This window comes from Bradyrhizobium sp. USDA 3650 (genome assembly GCF_054057395.1).
This window is the reverse complement of record NZ_JBSRZG010000001.1, coordinates 6,000,505-6,019,471: the sequence shown is the minus strand read 5'-3', so window position 1 is coordinate 6,019,471 and position 18,967 is coordinate 6,000,505. Positions and strand designations below refer to the sequence as shown.

Sequence of the window (18,967 nt, the reverse complement as noted above, 5' to 3'; positions counted from 1 at the left end):
CGAGGGAATCGATCGCAATTGAATCAACTTTTAGTGGCGAGCCCTTAGCAACCTGTTACGGAGCGCCCCGTAAAAGCCCGGAGAAGACGTCGAACCGGTCGTACAATCGCTCAAACGACAACCGGGAATTGTACGCAACCGGCCCGATTTCGCGTAAAAGACGCAAAGGCCCGCGCGAAGGCGGGTCACAACAAGAAACCAAATCGGGAGCAGGACATGCCGAAATACAGGATCGTGACGCCGAAGGGCGCGAGCTTCACGGTCGCGAGCAGCGATTATTCCTACGAGCGCGAGGCGCTCGATCCGATCGACGCCGAGATCGTCGAGGCGCCGGCCGACGAAGCCGGGTTCATCGCCGCCGCCAAGACTGCGGACGCCATCTACGCCAAGGGCATCCCGATCACCAAGACCATCATCGACGCGCTGGAGAGCTGCAAGGTCATCACGCTCGGCTCGGTCGGCGTCGACAGCGTCGACATCAAGGCCGCAACCGCGCGCGGCATTCCCGTCACCAACATCCCCGACACCTTCATCGAGGAGGTCGCAGACCACGCCATGATGCTGCTGCTCGCAGGCTTCCGCCGGCTGGTCGAGCAGGACCGGATGGTGCGCAGCGGCCGCTGGGCCGAGGGCAGGCCGGCGTTGTCGAAGATTCCGCGGCTGATGGGCCAGACGCTCGGCTTCATCTCGTTCGGCCGCGTCGCGCGTGCAGTGGCGAAGCGCGCAGCTCCGTTCGGCCTGCGGATGATGGCCTACGATCCCTTCATCCAGGAAACGCTGATGTCCGACCACGGCGTGATTCCGGCGACGCTGAACGAGGTGTTGTCGCAATCCGACTTCGTCTCGATGCACGCCCCCGCCCGGCCCGAGGTGCATCACATGCTCACCGAGAAGCACTTCCGGCAGATGAAGAAGGGCTCGGTCTTCATCAACACGGGCCGCGGCGCCACCGTGGACGAGGAAAGCCTGATCAAGGCGCTTCAGGAGGGCTGGATCGCCCATGCTGCCCTCGACGTGCTGGAGAAGGAGCCGCCCTCGCACAACAATCCGCTGCTCGGCATGGAAAACGTCACCCTGACCGCCCATGTCGCCTCCGCGTCGGCACGGTTTGACGAGGCGCGCAAGCGCCGGGTGGGCTACGAATTGTCACTGGTGCTTCAGGGCATGTGGCCGGTAAGCTGCGTCAATCCGTCGGTGCTGCAAGACACCGCGCTCCGCCGCTGGCAGCCTGTCAGCATGGACCGCGGCCCGAACAGCTAGGCGGGACGGCCGCGAGGGCGCGCCGGCAACCGGAAAGACCCTTCACCGGCGATCAACGCCGGGAAGGGAAACACATAGGGAGGAACCGATGAGGAACGACATCACACGTCGTGATGCCTTGGCGCTGGGCCTGTCCGCTGCGGCAATCGCGGCAACCGGTGCTCCGGCAAATGCGCAATCCGCGATCAAGGCCGCGGACGTCCCCACACCGAAACTGCCGATCGAGAAAGGCGCATCCCTGCGCATGCTGCGACCGGTCCGTTTCGTCCAGGCCGACGAGGACGTGTTCCGTGCCAATGCGGCAAAATTCACCAAGGAAACGGGCGTCGAGGTCAAGGTCGATTTCGTCGGCTGGGAGGACATCAACCAGCAGACCGCGGTGACCTCGAATTCCGGCGCCGGTCCCGACATCATCATCGGCTTTTCCGACGCACCGCACATCTATGTCGACAAGCTGGTCGAGCTGACCGACGTCGCCGATTATCTCGGCAAACGCTACGGCGGCTGGCTGCCGCTGGCGCAGCGCTACGGCAAGAAGAACAAGAGCCCCATTTGGATCGGGCTGCCGTTCGGAGCCACCGCGGGTCCCGTGATCTATCGCAAGTCGATCCTGCAATCGGTCGGCTTCGACAAGGTGCCGGAAGACCATGCCGGAATCCTCGACCTGTGCCAAAAGCTCCAGAAGGCCGGCAAGCCGGCGGGCTTCGCGCTCGGCAATGCCAAGGGAGACGGCAACGGGTTCGCAAGCTGGGCGCTATGGTCGCACAACGCGGCCCTGCTGGACGAAGAGGGCAACGTCATCATCAACAGCAAGGAGACGATCGCCGCGCTGAACTGGGTCAAACAACTCTACCCGACCTTCATCGCCGGCACGACGTCCTGGAATGACGTCAGCAACAACCGCGCCTACGCCGCGCAGGAGATCGCGCTGACCGCCAACGGCGTCTCGCTGTATTTTTCGCTGAAGAACGATCCGGCGACCAAGGCGATCGCCGACGACAGCGAGCATCAGTTGCTGCCGAAGGGTTTGGCCAAGGTGTCGCCGATGGCGGGCCTGACGCTGAACGCCATGGTGTTCAAGCACAGCCAGTACCCCAACGCCGCAAAGGCCTTCCTGCAATACATGCTGGAAAAGGACCAGTACGAGCCTTGGCTCAACGCCAATTCCGGCTACTGGTCCCAGCCGCTGGCCGCCTATGCCGAGGCGGCCGTGTGGTCGCAGGACCCCAAGGTGAAGCTGTTCAAGGACACCATGAACAGCACCTATTACGACGGCTACGCGGGCCCGATTTCGACCGCGACCGGCGCCGTGAGCGCCGACTACGTGCTGATTCAGATGTTCGCATCCGTCGCGACCGGCGCTGCCACACCGGAAGCCGCGGCCGCGGAAGCCGAGCAGCGCTGCAAGCGGTACTTCCGACGGCAGAAGTAAGGCCAGAGCACAAGACGGCCGTCATTGCGAGGAGCGTAGCGACGAAGCAATCCAGACTGCAACCGCGGAAACAGACTGGATTGCCTCGCTTCGCTCGCAATGACGGTGTGGCGGCATTCAACGACAGGACAACGACCCGATGTCCGTGACCACACTTCCCACTCTCGCCCTCGCACGACGGCAGCCCTCCTGGCTGGTGCGCCTGTTCGACTACAAGCCGTTCCTGATCGTGATGTGCCTCGCACCCGCGATCGGGCTGCTCACGGTGTTCCTGACCTATCCGCTCGGCCTCGGCATCTGGCTCGCCTTCACCGACACCACGATCGGCAGAAAAGGCGTCTTCGTCGGCTTGGAGAACTTCCAGTATCTGCTCACCGATTCCCTGTGGTGGAACGCGGTGTTCTACAGCGTGGTCTACACGGGGATCGCGACCTTCGGGAAGTTCGCGCTGGGCTTCTGGCTTGCACTGCTGCTCAACAACCATTTTCCGTTCAAGAGCCTGTTGCGTGCGATCATCCTGATGCCATGGATCGTGCCGACGGTGCTCTCGGCGCTGGCGTTCTGGTGGATCTACGATCCGCAATTCTCGATCATCTCCTACCTGCTGGTCGACGTGCTGCACTGGCGCACGACCAATATCGACTTTCTCGGCTCGCCCTGGCCGGCGCGATTCTCGCTGATCGCCGCCAACATCTGGCGCGGCATTCCCTTCGTCGCGATCTCGCTGCTCGCCGGTCTGCAGACCATTTCGCCCTCGCTCTACGAGGCCGCAATGCTCGACGGCGCCAGCGCCTGGCAGCGGTTCCGCTACATCACCTTCCCGATGATGATGCCGATCCTCGCCATCGTCATGACCTTCTCGATCATCTTCACTTTCACCGACTTCCAGCTGGTCTACGCCATCACCCGTGGCGGCCCGGGCAACTCGACCCATTTGCTGGCAACGCTGGCCTTCCAGCGCGGCATTGCCGGTGGCGAGCTCGGCGAGGGCGCGGCGATTGCGGTGTCGATGATCCCGTTCCTCGTGTTCGCGACGCTGTTCTCTTATTTCGGCCTGGCGCGCCGCAAATGGCAGCAGGGAGAGAGCAATGACTGATACCGCCGCCCAACCAGCCGCCGTCGCCACCACACCGCCGGACACCATGGCCTGGGATTCCGGGCTGCGGCGGCTGATGATGATCTATCTGCCGCTCGGGTGCTTCGTGCTGATCCTGCTGTTTCCGTTCTACTGGATGGCGATCACGTCGTTCAAGCCGAACGCGGAGCTGATGAACTACAAGGAGCACAACCCATTCTGGATCTCCTCGCCGACGCTGGCCCACATCAAGCACCTCTTGTTCAATACCGCCTATCCGCGCTGGCTATGGACGACGATGCTGGTTGCGGTCGGCGCGACCACGCTGTCGCTGATCGCGAGCACGCTGGCCGCCTATGCGATCGAACGCCTGCGCTTCCGCGGCAGTCCCTATGTCGGCCTCGGCATCTATCTCGCGTATCTCGTGCCGCCGTCGATCCTGTTCATTCCGCTCGCAACCGTGGTCGTGCAGTTCGGTCTATTCGATTCACCGCTGGCACTGATCCTGGTCTACCCGACCTTCCTGGTGCCGTTCTGCACCTGGCTCCTGATCGGCTATTTCAAGTCGATCCCCTACGAGCTCGAGGAATGCGCGCTGGTGGACGGCGCCACACGGCTCCAGATCCTGCGCCGGATCACGCTGCCACTGGCCGTGCCCGGCCTGATCTCGGCCGGCATCTTTTCCTTCACGCTGTCCTGGAACGAGTTCATCTACGCGCTCGCCTTCATCCAGAGCGGCGCCAACAAGACGGTGCCGGTCGCGATCCTGACCGAGCTCGTCACCGGCGACGTCTACCAGTGGGGGGCGCTGATGGCGGGATCGCTGCTCGGCTCGCTGCCGGTTGCGATCTTCTACTCGCTGTTCGTCGATTATTACGTGTCGTCGCTGACGGGCGCGGTCAAGGAGTAATTCGTGGCTGCGCGCAAGCGCAGCCGATCGTGCTATCGTGATAGACCGCATGTTGCCTTGGCCCCACGCTCCATCCTGACAGCGGGGTCGATCATTGGCGCCGTCGATTGTCGCTCGAGAAAGCGAAAATTGCATGCGTTCGCCAAAGCTCCCGTCGTTGTCTCGACGCAGTTTCTGCCTGTGTTGCGTCGGCGCCGCAGCGTCCGCCGCTTCGGGATGGCTTAGCCCGAGGCAAGCCTACGCAGAGGCGCGAGGCATCGTCAGCCTGATCAAGGACAGCGCTGCAGTCTCGCCGATCGTCACGTACAAGCTCCGAAACAACATCACCGTGCTGGAAGGCTCCGGCGGCAACATTGCCGTGCTGACTGGGCCCGACGGCAAGTTGCTGATCGATGCGGGCATCCGCGTCTCACGTCCCCAGCTCACCAAAGCGCTGGCCGATCTCGGCGCCGATCCCGTCACCCATCTCGTCAACACCCACTGGCATTTCGATCATGCCGATGGCAACGAATGGCTGCATGCAGCCGGCGCCAAGATCATTGCGCAGGAAAACACCCGCAAACACCTTGCCGAAGTGCAGCGGGTCGAGGACTGGGACTACAATTTCCTTCCGCTCGGCGCGGGCGGAATCCCCAGCGAAGTCTTTACCGACAGCCGCGAGCTTAAGCTCAACGGAACCTCGATCGGCCTGAAGTATTATGGGCCCGCGCACACCGACAGCGATATCTCCGTCACCTTCGCAGAAGCCAACATCGTTCACGTCGCCGACATGTTCTGGAACGGCATCTATCCGTTCATCGACTATTCGACCGGCGGCAGCATCGACGGGATGATTGGGGCATGCGACGCCAATCTCGCGGCGATGGACAAGGACACGATCGTCATCGCCGGGCATGGCAAACCGGTCGGCAACAAAGTCGAATTCCAGGCGTTTCGCGACATGCTCGTCGGGATCCGCGACAACGTCGCCCGCCTCAAGAAGCAGGGACGAACGCGCGATGAAACCGTTGCGGCGAAGCCGACCGCGGCGTTCGACGCGATATGGGGGCAATTTGTGATCGATCCCGGCTTCTTCACCCGGCTGGTCTTTCAGGGCGTTTGAAACATCCTTCTCGGCCGTGGGCCAACTCATCGTTTTGAAAGGACATTGACATGAAAACCGTAGAGACCACACGCAAGCCATCGCTCCTCGATCGTCGCCGTCTCGTTCTTGGGTTGTCTGGAGCGGCTGTCGCAGTTGCTTCGACGGCAGCATCCGCGAAGCCGGAGCGCGACGAACACACCGTCGGTGCCTATCCGGTCACCTATCACCGAACCAAGACCATCGACGGAATCAAGATCTTCTATCGCGAGGCGGGCCCAAAGGACGCTCCCGTTGTGCTGTTGCTGCACGGCTTCCCGACCTCCTCGCACATGTTCCGCAACCTGATCCCGGCATTGGCCGACAGGTACCACGTGATCGCTCCCGACTATCCCGGATATGGCCAGAGCGAGATGCCACCGCGCGCGACATTCAAGTACACGTTCGACCGTTTCGGCGAGCTTGTCGGCGGACTGCTCGACCAGCTCGGCGTCACCCGCTACGCCATGTATGTCATGGATTACGGCGCTCCCGTGGGCTGGCGCCTGGCGCTCAAGAATCCAGAGCGCATCAGCGGCCTGATCGTGCAGAACGGCAACGCCTATGATGAAGGGCTGAAGGAGTTCTGGAATCCAATCAAGCAATACTGGGCCGACGGATCCGACGCCAGCCGGCAGGCATTGATGAAGCTGGTAACGCTGGAAACGACGAAATTCCAGTATACCGACGGCATGTCCGACGTCAGCCGGATTTCACCCGACAACTGGGTGCAGGATCAGGCGCTGCTCGACCGTCCTGGCAACAGCGAAATCCAGATGGACCTGTTCTACGACTATCGGACCAATTTGCCGCTGTATCCCGCGGTGCAGGCCTACTTCCGCAAGCACAAGCCGCCGACCCTGATCGTCTGGGGCAAGAACGATTTCATCTTCCCGGCCGATGGCGCCCATCCCTACAAACGCGACCTGCCCCAGGTGGAATTTCACCTCATCAACACCGGCCATTTCGCGCTCGAGGACAAGTTCGACGAAATGGCCCCGCTGATCCGCAACTTCCTCTCCCGCAAGATCGCCTGATCATCCCGGAAGAAAAATAATCGTCGACCGCGCATTGGTCCGGTTTCACAAAACTGCAATGCGCGGCCCGCATAAGACGTCCTCCGTTAACAGGAGACGCACATGCGCGCGATTTTTCTTGGCACCGTCGCAATGATCATTCTCACCGCGAGCTCCGCGCTCGCGCAGAGCGAAGGCGAATTCCCCGCCAAGCTCGCCGGCCACGTCGTGATGCCGGCTGCCACGTTCATCGACGCGCCGACTGACGCGCCCGCCGATCTCAAGACCTCAGGCAAATACACCACCGGCAAGCGGGTCGACGCGCTCGGCACGGTGATGGGCAAGTCCTATGAGCGGGCGACCGGCGTGTCGCTGCCGTTCAAGGGCCAGCCGCTGCAGGGCCATTCCGGCATCAAGTCGATGGGCGACGGCACCTTCTGGGTCATCACCGACAACGGTATGGGCGCGCGCGCCAACTCGCCGGATTCGATGCTGTACCTCAACCGCTACAAGATGGATTGGGCCGGCGGCAAGATCGAGCGGCTGGAGACCGTGTTCCTGCACGATCCCGACAAAAAGGTGCCGTTCCGTATCGTGCACGAGGACACCGAGAGGCGTTATCTTACCGGCTCCGACTTCGACACCGAGGGCTTTCAGATCATCGGCGACACCTTTTGGATCGGCGACGAGTTCGGCCCCTACATCCTGAAGGCCGACAAGACCGGCAAGATTCTGGCCGTATTCGAGACGGTCGCCGACGGCAAGCCCGTGCGATCGCCGGATCATTGGGCGGTGGCGACCCCGGGGGCGCCGGGCGCGACCTACAGCAACGTCAACCTCCGCCGCTCCAAGGGTTATGAGGGCTTCGCCGCCTCGAAGGACGGCAAATTCCTCTACGGCCTGCTCGAGGGGCCGCTGTGGGACGCCGATAAGAAAGACTGGGAGAAGGTCGACGGCAAGGAAGCCTCGCGCATCCTCGAGTTCGATGTCGCCGCGGAAAAATTCACCGGCCGCTACTGGCAATATGTGTTCGAGCAGAACGGCAACGCCATCGGCGACTTCAACATGATCGACCCGAGCGCCGGCCTGATCATCGAGCGCGACAACGGCGAAGGCACGCCCGACAAGGCCTGCCCGCAAGGCACCCGCGGCGATAACTGCTTCCCTGACGTGGCCAAGTTCAAGCGCGTCTACAAGATCGAGCTCACCGACAGCAATGTCGGCAAGCCCGTGCGCAAGATCGGCTACATCGATCTGATGAAGATCAGGGATCCCGACAAGAAGGCGAGGAAGCCGCTCAATGACGGCGTCTACACGTTCCCGTTCTTCACCATCGAGAACGTCGATCGTGTCGACGAAACCCACATCATCGTCGGCAACGACAACAATCTGCCGTTCTCGTCCAGCCGCGATCCCAACAAGGCCGACGACGACGAGTTCATGCTGCTCGATGTCGCGGATTTTCTGAAGGCGAAGTAAGCCAGCGCTCTCTCAACGCGGGTCATGCCTCGGTCAAGCCGGGGCATGACAGCGGAGGACTTATCGCACCGTAAACTCCACCGGAATCGTAAAGCTCATCGAACCGTTCTTGATCTCTTCCGGGATCGGCGGAAACGGCGAGGCCTGGCGCACCATCGACATGGCCTGGGCATCGAACGCGGCAACGCCGGACGAGCCACTGAGCCGGCTCGACGTAACCTGCCCGCTGCGGCTGACGGTGAAGCTGAGCCTGGCAACGCCGCGCTGACCGCCGCCGCCGGACGGATATTGGTGGAAGCGCATCAAATGCGCGCGGACCCGCTGATTATAGGATGCGATCACGGAGGCCACCGCGCCGGCGCTCATGGCGGATGCCATCGGCGCCTCACGCTCGGCGCGCGGCGGAGCGCTGGTGCGGGGTGCAGGCATGGCCTCCGACGGCTTCGTGGCCTCGCGACGGACCAGCTTCGGCTTCGCCGGCGCAGGCTTTTCGACCGGCACGATCTTCGCCGGCTCGGGCTTGGCCGGTGTCGGCTCGAGCTTCTGCTCCGGCGGTGCGACCACGTCCGGCTTCTGCTGCGGCGGCGTCGGCGCGATGGTCTCCTCGAAGGCCTGCTGCTGCACCGGCTCGGGCGGCGAGGCGTCCGCCTCCTGCATCGCCGGTCCCGGGGCGACGTCGTCCTGCGCCGACTGCGGCGCCGACGTCACCGGCGCCAGGTCGATCATGATCGCCGGCAGGCTGACGCCCTGCTCGGGCTGCGATTTGAGCCAGCTTGTCGCAAGAAGCGCGGCCGCGACGTGCAACGCCACGATCACCGCTGCCGCTACGCCCCATCGTGCGCCCTCGCGCTCGCCAAGCGGCTCGTGCAGGGCAAAGGCGTTCGCGGCCATCAGCTGCGTCCGTCGAGGCCGACCAGCGCCACCTTCAAATAGCCGGCGCTGCGCAAGCTGTTCATGACCTCCATCAGGTCGCCATAGGAGACGGCCTTGTCGGCGCGCAGATAAATGCGCTCGTCCTTGCGGCCCTTGGTGGCGGCATCGAGCGAGGTGCCGAGCACATCACGGGCGACGACGTCCTCGCCGACCGCGATCGAGAGATCGGGCTTCACGGTGAGGAAGACCGGCTTGTCCGGCCGCGGTGCCGGCTCGGCCGCGGTCGCCGGCAGCTCGACGCCGATATCGACGGTGGCGAGTGGGGCGGCCACCATGAAGATGATCAACAGCACCAGCATCACGTCGATGAACGGCGTGACGTTGATCTCATGGGTGACGTCGAGATCACCTGGGTCGCCGCGCTTGAGCGGCGATCCCGACCGTGCGCCGAGCTTCGCGGCCATGGCCTACTCCGCCGCCCGCGCCATGCGGAACTCTCTGTGATCGCGCTGCCGGCTCACCAGCAGCATGAGCTGCGCCGAGGCATCGCCCAGCAGGGCCCGGTGATTGGCGATGCCGCGAACGAGGTGATTGTAGATCACGACCGCCGGGATCGCAGCGACGAGGCCGAGCGCGGTCGCGAGCAGCGCTTCCGCGATGCCGGGCGCGACCACCGCAAGGCTCGTGGTGTGGCTCTCGGAGATGCCGATGAAGGAATTCATGATGCCCCAGACCGTGCCGAACAGGCCGACGAACGGCGCCGTGGCGCCGATGGTCGCGAGCACGCCGGTGCCACGCGCGATCTGCCGCGACATCGCGGCCTCGACCCGCTCCAGCCGCAGCGCGACGCGCTCCTGAAGGCCGTCGTCGAGGATGCCGCCGGAGAGCTCCGCCTCCTTCGCGCAGGACTGGATGAGCTGGGCGACGGCGTCGTGCGCATCGCCGGTCTGTTCTGCCGCCTCGGTCAGCTTGATGCTGCCTTCAAGCGCGCGCGTCCGCTGCAAGGCGAGCGTGCCCTTACGGCGCAGCTCGATGGATTTGGCGAGCCACACGGTCCACGTCACCAGCGAGGCGACGGCGAGCCCCACCATCACCGTCTTCACGATGATGTCGGCACTGAGGAACATGCCCCAGGGCGATAAATTGCGCGGCAACAGCGCCTCGTCGATCGCAAAGGCGGGCGCCGGCGCGAGCGCCAGCACGATGGTCACGATGGCGTGCCGCAGCCTGGAATTGCCCTGCATCCTGATCTCCCGACCGATAAAGGGAAGCTATGCCGCGGACCGCGCCGCGATCTGATCCGCGAGCTGGCGGAACCGTACAAGCTGATCCGCACGCAGCGCCCGGGTCTCGTCGCGGCCGACGAAGACCTTGAACATGATGCCGCCGTCGGCGTTGACGAAAGCGACGAAGGCGGAAGTCTTGCTCATGAAGGGACGCTCGACGAAGACCACGGCCGCACAACGCTCGTGGCGGAGATGACCGTGCAGACCCTTCGGCTGCATCAGGTTGAAATAGCCGCGGCCGATCTCGCCCGCGGGAATCGCGCCGGTGAACTCGAAGATCGCGTCGTCCGTATGGACGATCAGCGTCACCTCGCCCCACGCGGCGATGTCCTGCATGGCGGCGACAAAATGCTCGCCGCCCCCCATCCGAACCATCGACGACGGCAGCGCCTCGATCACCGCGCGCGGCGTGACCTTGCGTTCGCGCGCGACGTCCTCGATCACCGCACCAGGGTTGTCGGCCATATGCGCCTTGAGATCGGCGAGATCCGTGCTCAGCATGTCCAGCTCCTTTCGTGCTTCGCGCTGCATCAGGCGGCCGCGGCCCTGCGCTCGCTCTGGATCACCTCGAAACCTTCGAACTTGGGATGGCCGAGATAGAGGCTCTCGCCGGTCGGATTGTCGGCGCGGGCATGGGCACGACGAAACTGGTCCGAGCGCGTCCAGGCCTCGAACGCCGCCTTGTCGACCCAGGTGGTGTGCGAGGAATAGAGCGTGTGGTCCTCGGCCTCGGGGCCCTTCAAGAGATGAAACTCGACGAAGCCCGGCATGCTGCCGAGATAGGATTCGCGGGTAGCCCAGACGGTTTCGAACGCGGTCTCCGCGCCCTTCTTCACTTGAAAACGGTTCATGGCGATGAACATTCAACTCTTCTCCTATCAGTCATGCAGATCGGCGAACGCCGATCGGGTCTTCAGAACGCGCCGAAACCACGCCGGGGACATCGACGTGGCTTTGGAGGCCGATGCGGCCCATCGGGATCGCCGGCAGTCTCTTTAGGTGCCGCCGAAGTGGTACTTGAGGCCTCCCTTGATCACGAGCCCCGCGCCGGCGCTCGCCCACTTCACGTCGTTTTGCGTATCGCCGGTACTGCCGACCGGAACGGCGTAAGGCCGGTAGTACCGATTGAAGAGATTCTCGACCGAGAAATTGAGCGTGAGGTCCGACGTCGGCTGATATTGGGCATAGAGATTCACGAGATCGTACGACGTCGCCGGAGTGTAGCTCCGCGGGATGTCGTAATTGGCGATGGCCGATGTCCACATCACCGAGAGGATCAGGGTTCGGTCGAGCAGGCGCACGCCAGCCGTCGTGGTGACCTTCTGCGGTGGAATGCTGTACAGGCCAAACCCCGTCTGCAGGTTCTTGCCATTTTGATACGTGCCGGAGAGACCGAGGAACCAGAGATTTGCGTCGTACATCGCCTCGGCTTCCACGCCCTGAATGCGCGCCGACGCCACGTTCTGATATTGCAGGAACGGCAGCACGGTGAGGCTCGGTGCCGGCGGCGGACCGGTGGGAACGACCAGGGGATTTCCGTAGGCGACCTGATCGATGAAGTCCGTTATGTCGTTGCGGAACACGTTGATCTTGCCGCGCAGCGTATCACCCGGAATGAACAGGTCATTCTTCTTGATGTTGAAGCCGATCTCCTTGTTCTTGCCGACCTCGGGCCGCAGGTTCGGATTGGGCACGAAGCAGAAAGTCGAATCCGCGCCCGGTCCCGGCGTGCCTGACGGACAGCGGAAGAAGGAGTCGTTGATCGTAGCACCCGAATGCGGCCCGCTGACCAGCGTCTCCGTGATCGATGGAGCGCGATAGCCTTCGGCATAGCTGACATACGGCGTCACGACCGCGGTGGGAACAAGCGCAACCGTGATCTTCGGCGACAGGCGGTCGCCGCCGGACGACGAGGAAGCCGAGGAAAGCTGATAATTATCGTACCGGAGCGCGCCGATCACCTCGAGCATCGAGGTATAGTTCGCCTTCCACTGCACGAAGCCGCCGGAGACCGTGCGCTGACCGCCGGGCGTCGTGACCTCCGACGTACCGGTGGTGTCGCGCGACGACACCTTGTCCTGGAACGCATCCAATCCGTAGGTCAACGCGTGACGCCAGCTTCCGCTCTCGAACCGCGACGTGTTGTGCACGTCGACGCCAATCGTGTCGAGCAGATAGCCGCGATTGCTGCCGATGCAGCCGGACACGGCATTTCCGGGCACGCCGCCGCAATAGACCGACGGCGTTATGCTCGTATGCGCGGTCTTGACCTGATCGTTCTCGGTGCGATTCCAGTACACCTTCGCGTCCCAATCGACCCACGGGTTGTCCGGCTGTGAATATTTCCAGCCGAGCGTCGTGGTGTAGTTCTTGACATTGGATGCGTAGATCGACGTGCCGCCGAGATTGTTGGTGCCGCTCGCATTGGTCGAGTTGGGATCACCGGCGCGACGTGGCGGCTGGCCGACGCGGTAGATGTCTTCCTGGAAGATCGTGCCGAGCTTGACCTCGTGTCCGTCCGCAGGCCGCACCGTCAGCTTGGCGATGCCGCTCGTGAGGCGGTTGCCGGTATTGGCAACCTCGAAGCCCGTGCCGTCCTTGTAGTTCTCCTGCGTGGAGTAGGTGCCGCCTGCGAACACGTCGACGTCAGGGTTGACGCGGACGCCGCCGAAGGCCGAGCCGAGCGCACGCCCGTAATTGCTGCCAAGAATGGTCTTGACGTCCACGCCCCATCGCTCTCCGGCGCGCACGACATCCTCAATGTCCTTGGTACGGAACGACGCCACACCTCCGATCGCACCGGAGCCGTAGATGTTGGCGGTGGGGCCCCGGACGATGTCGATACCGCCGATCAGCTCGGGATTGAGGAAGAACGAGCCGTTTGCGAAATGACCGGTCCGCTGATAGTTCTGCCGCGCGCCGTCGACAACGACAGCGACACGGCCGAAATCCTGCAAGCCGCGGATGTTGATCGAGGTCGACGGCTCGTCGCCGCGATTCTGAACCCACACGCCCGGCACGTTGTAGATAAGATCGCCGACAGTACTGGCCTGCCGCGCCTCGATCTGCGCCGACGTCACGACGCTGACCGGCGCGAGCGCATCGACGGCACGCTCCTCGGTCTTTGAGGCCGCGGCCGTGATGGTGTCGAGCGCTTGAACGGGTGCAGCGCCGCCAGCCTGGGCGCGGGCGTTCACGATTTCGGGCGCCGCCTGCTGCGCGAGCGGCGGCTTGGCCTGCTTGCGCTTGGCCTGCTTCGGCCGCTCCGGCGACACACTCTCAGCTTGCGGCTGAGCAGTCTGCGCAACGCCGCTCTCCGTCACCAATGCCGCAATTGAAACCACCGACGCGCCCAAAATTAGGGCGCGCGAATACCTAGCCCCGTCAGCCATATCAGCCCCAGCCTGCACTTTACTTTCTTGGAGTCTTTTGGCTGGCGTGCGTTCGCGAGGCGAACGACTGGCTGGCTGATGTTCTCGAGACGCGGACAAGCTGTCCGCTGCCATAATTGGTTACGTGGCAACACTTCGACGGTCAATGACATCAGGTTGCAGTTTATATCGATTGTAAATCGTCGCCGTTGGAATGCGCTACCCGCCGCTTATACAAGCAACACGGATCGACATTTCGAAAGCGCATCACACCTACCATGCCAGCAACGTCCGGAGACAGCGGCGGCGATGCGGCGGGGCCGACACAAAGCCCTTCCGCAACAACGAGAACCCTCACCATACGAGGGAGCCGGATCGACAGCCGCGAGCTGTTTGCGACCGAGCGCGAGATCATCATCGCGCATGGCGAGGACAATTATCGCCTGCGTTTGACCTCGCAGAACAAGCTGATCCTGACGAAGTAATCTGCAATGGCATTTTGTCGCACCCTCACGAATCTCCTGCTCTCCGGCACAATCGCGCTCGGGTCCAGCGCGCACGCCGCCGGCATCGTCGTTCATGACGCGCGCAACCGCGATGTCGCTGTCGCCAACTTTGCACGGACGGTCTCGATCGGCGGGGCCATCACCGAGATTCTCTATGCGCTCGGGCTCGAGAGCCGGCTGGTCGGCGTCGATACCACGAGCCTTTATCCGGTAGCGGCGCTGCGCGACAAGCCCAATGTCGGCTACATGCGCCAGATTTCCGCCGAGGGCGTGCTCGGCCTCAACCCCACGCTGATCCTGGCGATCCAGGGGTCGGGCCCGCGCGAAACCATAGAGCTACTGGAGACGGCGAAGGTGCCGCTGGTGCTGGTGCCGGAGACCTTCTCCGAAAACGGACTGATCGATAAAATAAAACTGGTCGGCCATGCCATGGGCGCCGACGCGCGCGCCGAATGCTTGAGCGCCGCGGTCGGCGCCGATCTCGCACAGCTCCGCGCACTGCGTGCCAAGGTGACGAAGCCGGTTCGCGTGATGTTCGTGATGTCGCTCCAGAACGGACGCGCCATGGTCGCCGGTCACAAGACCGCGGCCGATGAGATCATCCAGCTCGCGGGCGCCGTCAACGCCGTCGACGACTACGACGGCTACAAGATCATCGGCGACGAAGCGATCGTAGCCGCGAAGCCCGATGTCGTGCTGTCGATCGAGCGCGGCAAGGACTCACTCCAGGCCGACGCGATCTATGCCCATCCCGGTTTTGCGCTGACGCCGGTCGCGGCCAACAAGAGTTTTATCACGATGGACGGGCTCTATCTGCTCGGCTTCGGGCCGCGCACCGCCGCGGCGGCGCGTGATCTCTCCATCAAGCTCTATCCGGCATTGCGCGACGAGGGTGGCGCGTTCGCCTCGACCTTGTCGGCGGCGAATTGCCGGCAATGACTCTCGCGATCGGAACCGGAGCGCGTAGCACTGGGCAACGCGCCGGCAGCGGACGCAGGTTCGCGTCGGTTGCGCTTCCCCTGCTCCTCGCGGCGCTCGCAGTTATCGCAACCGTTGCGCTGACCGTCGGCGCGGCCGGCATTCCCCTGTCGCGGCTGCCTGCCGCACTCGGCTTTGCCGGCAACGCAGCCGCCGATGCCATGACCGCCCGCGACCAGCTCGTGCTGTGGTCGATCCGCATCCCCCGGATCGCGGCGACCGCGATGGTCGGCGGCCTGCTCGCCGCGGCCGGCGCGATCATGCAGGGTCTGTTCCGCAATCCGCTCGCCGATCCTGCGCTGGTCGGCGTCTCCAGCGGCGGCGCGCTCGCGGCCGCAGGTGCGATCGTCTTCACCGATTCACGCTTCGGCGAGACGCTGCATTTCCTCCAGACCGAGCTGTTGCCGCTTGCCGCTTTCGCGGGATCGCTGGTCACGACCGCGACCCTCTACGGCATCTCCAGCCGCTCGAGGCGGACCTCGATCGCGATCTTCCTGCTCGCCGGCGTCGCCATCACCGCCATCACAAATGCCGGCATCGGTCTGCTGGTGTTCGTCGCCGACGACCGCCAGCTCCGCGACATCACGTTCTGGCTGCTGGGCTCGATGAGCGGCGCCACCTGGACCAAGGCCGCCGTGCTCGCGCCCATTCTGGTCCTCGGGCTCGCAGCCTGCACCCACATTGCGCGCGGACTCGATCTGTTGGTGCTCGGCGAGGCCGACGCCTTTCACGGCGGGGTCGACGTCGAGCGCCTCAAGCGGATCTCGATCGTCATGGTCTCCGCCATGACGGGCGTCGCGGTGTCGATCAGCGGCGTCATCGGCTTTGTCGGCATCGTCGTGCCGCATCTGTTGCGCCTCGTCATCGGCCCTGCGCACCGCTTGCTGCTGCCGGCCTCGGTGCTGCTCGGCGCGATCCTGATGGTCGGCGCCGACACGCTGGCGCGCACCATCGTGGCGCCGGCGGAAATGCCGATCGGCATTTTGACCGCCGCGGTCGGCGCCCCGGTTTTCCTCGGGATTCTGCTGCGGCAGCGGGCGCTCGCCTCGCTATGAGCGCCGTGATCGAAGCCCGTGCTTTAGGCAAGCGCGCCGGCCGCGCGAGGCTGCTCGATGGTGTCGGCCTGAGCGTGGGGGCCGGCGAGATGATCGCCATCATCGGTCCGAACGGCGCCGGCAAGTCGACCCTGCTGCGGCTGCTCTCCGGCGACCTCCGCCCGACCGAAGGCGAGGTGCGACTGAGGCAGCGCGACATTCGCAGCTATGCGCCGCGCGAACTCGCCGCGCGCCGCACGATGTTGTCCCAGCATATCAACGTCACCTTCCCCTTCACGGTCGAGGAGATCGTGCTGATGGGCGCGGGCGACCGCAGCTTGCGCGATCCCGGTTCACTCGTCGATGCCGCACTGGACGAGGTTGGCCTTACGCAATTTCGCGAACGGCAATTGCCGACGCTGTCGGGCGGCGAGCAGCAGCGTGCCCATTTCGCCCGCGTGCTGGTGCAGCTCGCCTGCGGCGAGGCCGAGCACGGACCGGGCCTTCTGCTGCTGGACGAGCCGACCTCGAGCCTCGACCTGCGTCATCAGATCGACCTCGTCGAAGCCGCGCGCCGCCGCGCGGCGGCTGGCACCGCCGTCGTCGCGATCCTGCACGACCTCAACCTCGCGATCCGATTTGCCGATCGGCTGGTCGTGCTGAACCGCGGCCGGCTCGTCGCCGACGGCCCGCGCGCCGAAATCGTCACACGCCAGACCATCCGCGACATCTTCGAGATCGACGCCGTCGTCCATCAGGCTGACGACGGCGTACCTTACGTGTTGCCGCAATCGATGCGCGCGGCGCCGCCTTTGCCGGACGTTTAGCCCGCCGGCACGATCACCATGCTCTTGTCCTTCGGCCAGCGAACGCGCCAGGCGAAATTGATGTCCTTGACCTCGCCGGGCTTGGCGTCGAACGACCATTCCAGCACGCCGCGCCGGTCCCGAATGTTGCTTGCGGTCGGCGGCGTGGTCGCGGGCAGCATCTCGACGAGGATGTCCTCGTTCTCGCTGACCGGCAACTGATCCTCGATCGCGACCTTGATCGGGAAGTCGTGACCATTGCGGATTGTGGTCTTGAACGATCGCTCGTCGGTTTTCGACGTCGTGACCAGGAGGCCTGCCGACCCTTCGTTGCGCTTGAGCACCGCGCGTTCGATCCTGACCTTGTCGTCGGCGCCGAAGCCGAGCCGCACGAGATCGTCCTTGGCCGAAGCCGAGAGCTTGCCGCGGCCGACGAAAGTCCCGTCGCGATAGATTGCGACCTTGCCCGGCAGCAGACTCGTGTCGTCGGTCTGCTTGAAGCTGGCTTCGAGGAAGGCCGTGGGGTCCACCACCGGTGCCGCGCGCACCATGAGATCGGCGGGCAGGGTCATCGAGGCGATGCGCAGGCTCTTGGCGCCCTCGGCGGCGCCGAGGCTGACGCGGCCGGGAATCTTGTAGGTGGCCTGGAAGTCGCCGATCTCGGCAACCGCCTGCTGTTCTTCGGCGCGTTCGCGGATATCCTCGGCTGCCTTGGCCGCGGACGTTTCGATTTTTCGCTGCTGCATTGGCGCCGCCGCCGGCATTGCCGAATCCGAAAGCGAACCCAGCGCCCGCGGCCTCGGCACCTGCGGATATTGTGCAACCAGCGAATTCAGCTCCGGCGCGCTGCCGCCACGACCGATGCGGACCGTGGAGACGCCGAGCGCGACGTTCGACCAGTCCTCGCCGGTCGATTGCGTGACCTCGGCACGGCGGACAAGCTCGAGCTGCGGTTTGCGATCCTTCGCGCCGGTGTCGAGGCGGGCGTCGTAGAGCGGCAGCCAGCGCGCATTGCGCACATTGTAGGTGACCCTCAACGTCGCCTTGGTTGCTGCCGGCGCGGCGATGTCCATGCGGACTTCGAGCTTGCTCGGCGGCTTGGCCTTGCGCTCGACTTCGAGCTGGGCGATCTGCCGATCGATCTCGCGCATCTTGCGCGTGGCGTCGCGAACGGCGGTGTCGGCGCTCGCAATTTCCTCGCCGACGGTGGCAAAGGCCGTGCGCCATTCGGCAATCGGCCGCGCTTCGCCCTTGTCGCCGATGCCGGCGGGCGAGGCTTCCGCAAAATGCTCCGCGAATTTGCGCCGCGCGTTGGCCGAGTCGATCGCGCCTTGCAGGTCGGCGCGCTGGTCGTTCAGCGCCTCGATGCGCTTGTCCAGCTCCGGCAGATTGACCGGCGCCGCACGCGGCGTTCGGGCATCGATCGTGCCGATGGTGAGCTTCGCTCCCCCCTCACCCTCCACCCGGATCGAGGAGGTGTCGAGACCAAGCGGGAAGTCCTTGGCAATGAGCGTCGAGTCGCCAGACGGCAGGTCCACCGCGATGACACGGGTGACGGTCGCGCCATCGGGGTAAACGGTGACGGTATCGATGGCCGACGTGGCGTCCAATTCGGCGGCCCATGACGACGACGCGAATGCCGTGGTCACCAGAACCAGGCTCGTCGTCGCCAAACATCTTGCGGTGATGCGCATCAAGTCCCTCCTCCAAGTCATCGCCGCCGCCAGCCGGGCGTACGATCCAATGCCTCGCCAACATGGTTTGACGCGGCAGGGAAGGAACTGGGGTTTCCGTGGGGCGCCACCGCGGCGGCACCATGGC

General features: G+C 64.2%; 18 protein-coding genes. 11 read left to right on the top strand and 7 right to left on the bottom strand.

Annotated features, from left to right (window positions below; genetic code table 11):
* The first annotated feature begins 216 nt into the window (after window positions 1–216).
* From ACVIN2_RS28240 to ACVIN2_RS28210, 7 genes are all read left to right on the top strand, one after another.
* A complete protein-coding gene (locus ACVIN2_RS28240) occupies window positions 217–1,260 on the top strand; it encodes a C-terminal binding protein (protein ID WP_456768078.1) in 1,044 nt (347 codons plus the stop codon).
* 88 nt (window positions 1,261–1,348) lie between these two features.
* A complete protein-coding gene (locus ACVIN2_RS28235) occupies window positions 1,349–2,692 on the top strand; it encodes an ABC transporter substrate-binding protein (protein ID WP_247358299.1) in 1,344 nt (447 codons plus the stop codon).
* 139 nt (window positions 2,693–2,831) lie between these two features.
* Entirely contained in the window at window positions 2,832–3,788 is a 957-nt protein-coding gene (locus tag ACVIN2_RS28230; protein ID WP_027519956.1) for a carbohydrate ABC transporter permease, read from the top strand.
* Window positions 3,781–4,677, top strand: coding sequence for a carbohydrate ABC transporter permease (locus tag ACVIN2_RS28225; protein WP_456768077.1), 897 nt, complete (start codon window positions 3,781–3,783; stop codon window positions 4,675–4,677). Before ACVIN2_RS28230 ends, ACVIN2_RS28225 begins: the two co-directional genes overlap by 8 nt.
* Before the next feature lie 133 nt (window positions 4,678–4,810).
* Window positions 4,811–5,779 (top strand): MBL fold metallo-hydrolase, encoded by a 969-nt coding sequence (locus ACVIN2_RS28220; RefSeq protein WP_456768076.1) that lies wholly within the window; start codon window positions 4,811–4,813, stop codon window positions 5,777–5,779.
* A 50-nt stretch (window positions 5,780–5,829) separates the two neighbouring features.
* Entirely contained in the window at window positions 5,830–6,834 is a 1,005-nt protein-coding gene (locus tag ACVIN2_RS28215) for an alpha/beta fold hydrolase (protein ID WP_456768075.1), read from the top strand.
* A 102-nt stretch (window positions 6,835–6,936) separates the two neighbouring features.
* Window positions 6,937–8,292 (top strand): esterase-like activity of phytase family protein, encoded by a 1,356-nt coding sequence (locus ACVIN2_RS28210; protein WP_456768074.1) that lies wholly within the window; start codon window positions 6,937–6,939, stop codon window positions 8,290–8,292.
* 60 nt (window positions 8,293–8,352) lie between these two features.
* On the opposite strand, the gene ACVIN2_RS28205 is transcribed toward ACVIN2_RS28210, so the two are convergent.
* The 6 genes from ACVIN2_RS28205 to ACVIN2_RS28180 all read right to left on the bottom strand — a co-directional run bounded on the left by ACVIN2_RS28205 (window position 8,353) and on the right by ACVIN2_RS28180 (window position 13,843).
* Entirely contained in the window at window positions 8,353–9,183 is an 831-nt protein-coding gene (locus ACVIN2_RS28205; protein ID WP_456768073.1) for a TonB family protein, read from the bottom strand.
* The gene (gene exbD, locus ACVIN2_RS28200) at window positions 9,183–9,629 is read right to left on the bottom strand and encodes a TonB system transport protein ExbD (RefSeq protein ID WP_456768072.1); all 447 of its coding nucleotides are present in this window, start codon (window positions 9,627–9,629) and stop codon (window positions 9,183–9,185) included. The genes ACVIN2_RS28205 and exbD overlap by 1 nt, the downstream gene beginning before the upstream one ends.
* A gap of 3 nt (window positions 9,630–9,632) precedes the next feature.
* On the bottom strand, window positions 9,633–10,409 hold the full coding sequence (exbB, locus tag ACVIN2_RS28195) for a tonB-system energizer ExbB (RefSeq protein WP_456768071.1): 777 nt from the start codon (window positions 10,407–10,409) through the stop codon (window positions 9,633–9,635).
* A gap of 27 nt (window positions 10,410–10,436) precedes the next feature.
* Window positions 10,437–10,952: a heme utilization cystosolic carrier protein HutX gene (gene hutX / locus ACVIN2_RS28190; RefSeq protein WP_456768070.1), complete on the bottom strand. Its 516-nt coding sequence runs from the start codon at window positions 10,950–10,952 to the stop codon at window positions 10,437–10,439.
* Between the two features lie 29 nt (window positions 10,953–10,981).
* On the bottom strand, window positions 10,982–11,314 hold the full coding sequence (locus ACVIN2_RS28185; RefSeq protein ID WP_456768069.1) for an antibiotic biosynthesis monooxygenase family protein: 333 nt from the start codon (window positions 11,312–11,314) through the stop codon (window positions 10,982–10,984).
* A gap of 132 nt (window positions 11,315–11,446) precedes the next feature.
* Entirely contained in the window at window positions 11,447–13,843 is a 2,397-nt protein-coding gene (locus ACVIN2_RS28180; protein ID WP_456768068.1) for a TonB-dependent hemoglobin/transferrin/lactoferrin family receptor, read from the bottom strand.
* A gap of 257 nt (window positions 13,844–14,100) precedes the next feature.
* Here ACVIN2_RS28180 and ACVIN2_RS28175 point away from each other — a divergent pair, with 257 nt between their 5' ends.
* From ACVIN2_RS28175 to ACVIN2_RS28160, 4 genes are read left to right on the top strand one after another with little or no spacing between them, the layout of a single operon-like run.
* Complete coding sequence (locus ACVIN2_RS28175; protein ID WP_456768067.1) at window positions 14,101–14,307, top strand: hemin uptake protein HemP; 207 nt, start codon at window positions 14,101–14,103, stop codon at window positions 14,305–14,307.
* Between the two features lie 6 nt (window positions 14,308–14,313).
* Entirely contained in the window at window positions 14,314–15,267 is a 954-nt protein-coding gene (locus tag ACVIN2_RS28170; protein WP_456768066.1) for a heme/hemin ABC transporter substrate-binding protein, read from the top strand.
* Entirely contained in the window at window positions 15,264–16,361 is a 1,098-nt protein-coding gene (locus ACVIN2_RS28165) for a FecCD family ABC transporter permease (protein ID WP_456768065.1), read from the top strand. Before ACVIN2_RS28170 ends, ACVIN2_RS28165 begins: the two co-directional genes overlap by 4 nt.
* Window positions 16,358–17,167 (top strand): heme ABC transporter ATP-binding protein, encoded by an 810-nt coding sequence (locus ACVIN2_RS28160; protein WP_456768064.1) that lies wholly within the window; start codon window positions 16,358–16,360, stop codon window positions 17,165–17,167. Before ACVIN2_RS28165 ends, ACVIN2_RS28160 begins: the two co-directional genes overlap by 4 nt.
* On the opposite strand, the gene ACVIN2_RS28155 is transcribed toward ACVIN2_RS28160, so the two are convergent.
* Window positions 17,164–18,840, bottom strand: coding sequence for a mucoidy inhibitor MuiA family protein (locus ACVIN2_RS28155; RefSeq protein ID WP_456768063.1), 1,677 nt, complete (start codon window positions 18,838–18,840; stop codon window positions 17,164–17,166). The genes ACVIN2_RS28160 and ACVIN2_RS28155 overlap by 4 nt on opposite strands.
* Window positions 18,841–18,967 lie beyond the last annotated feature (127 nt).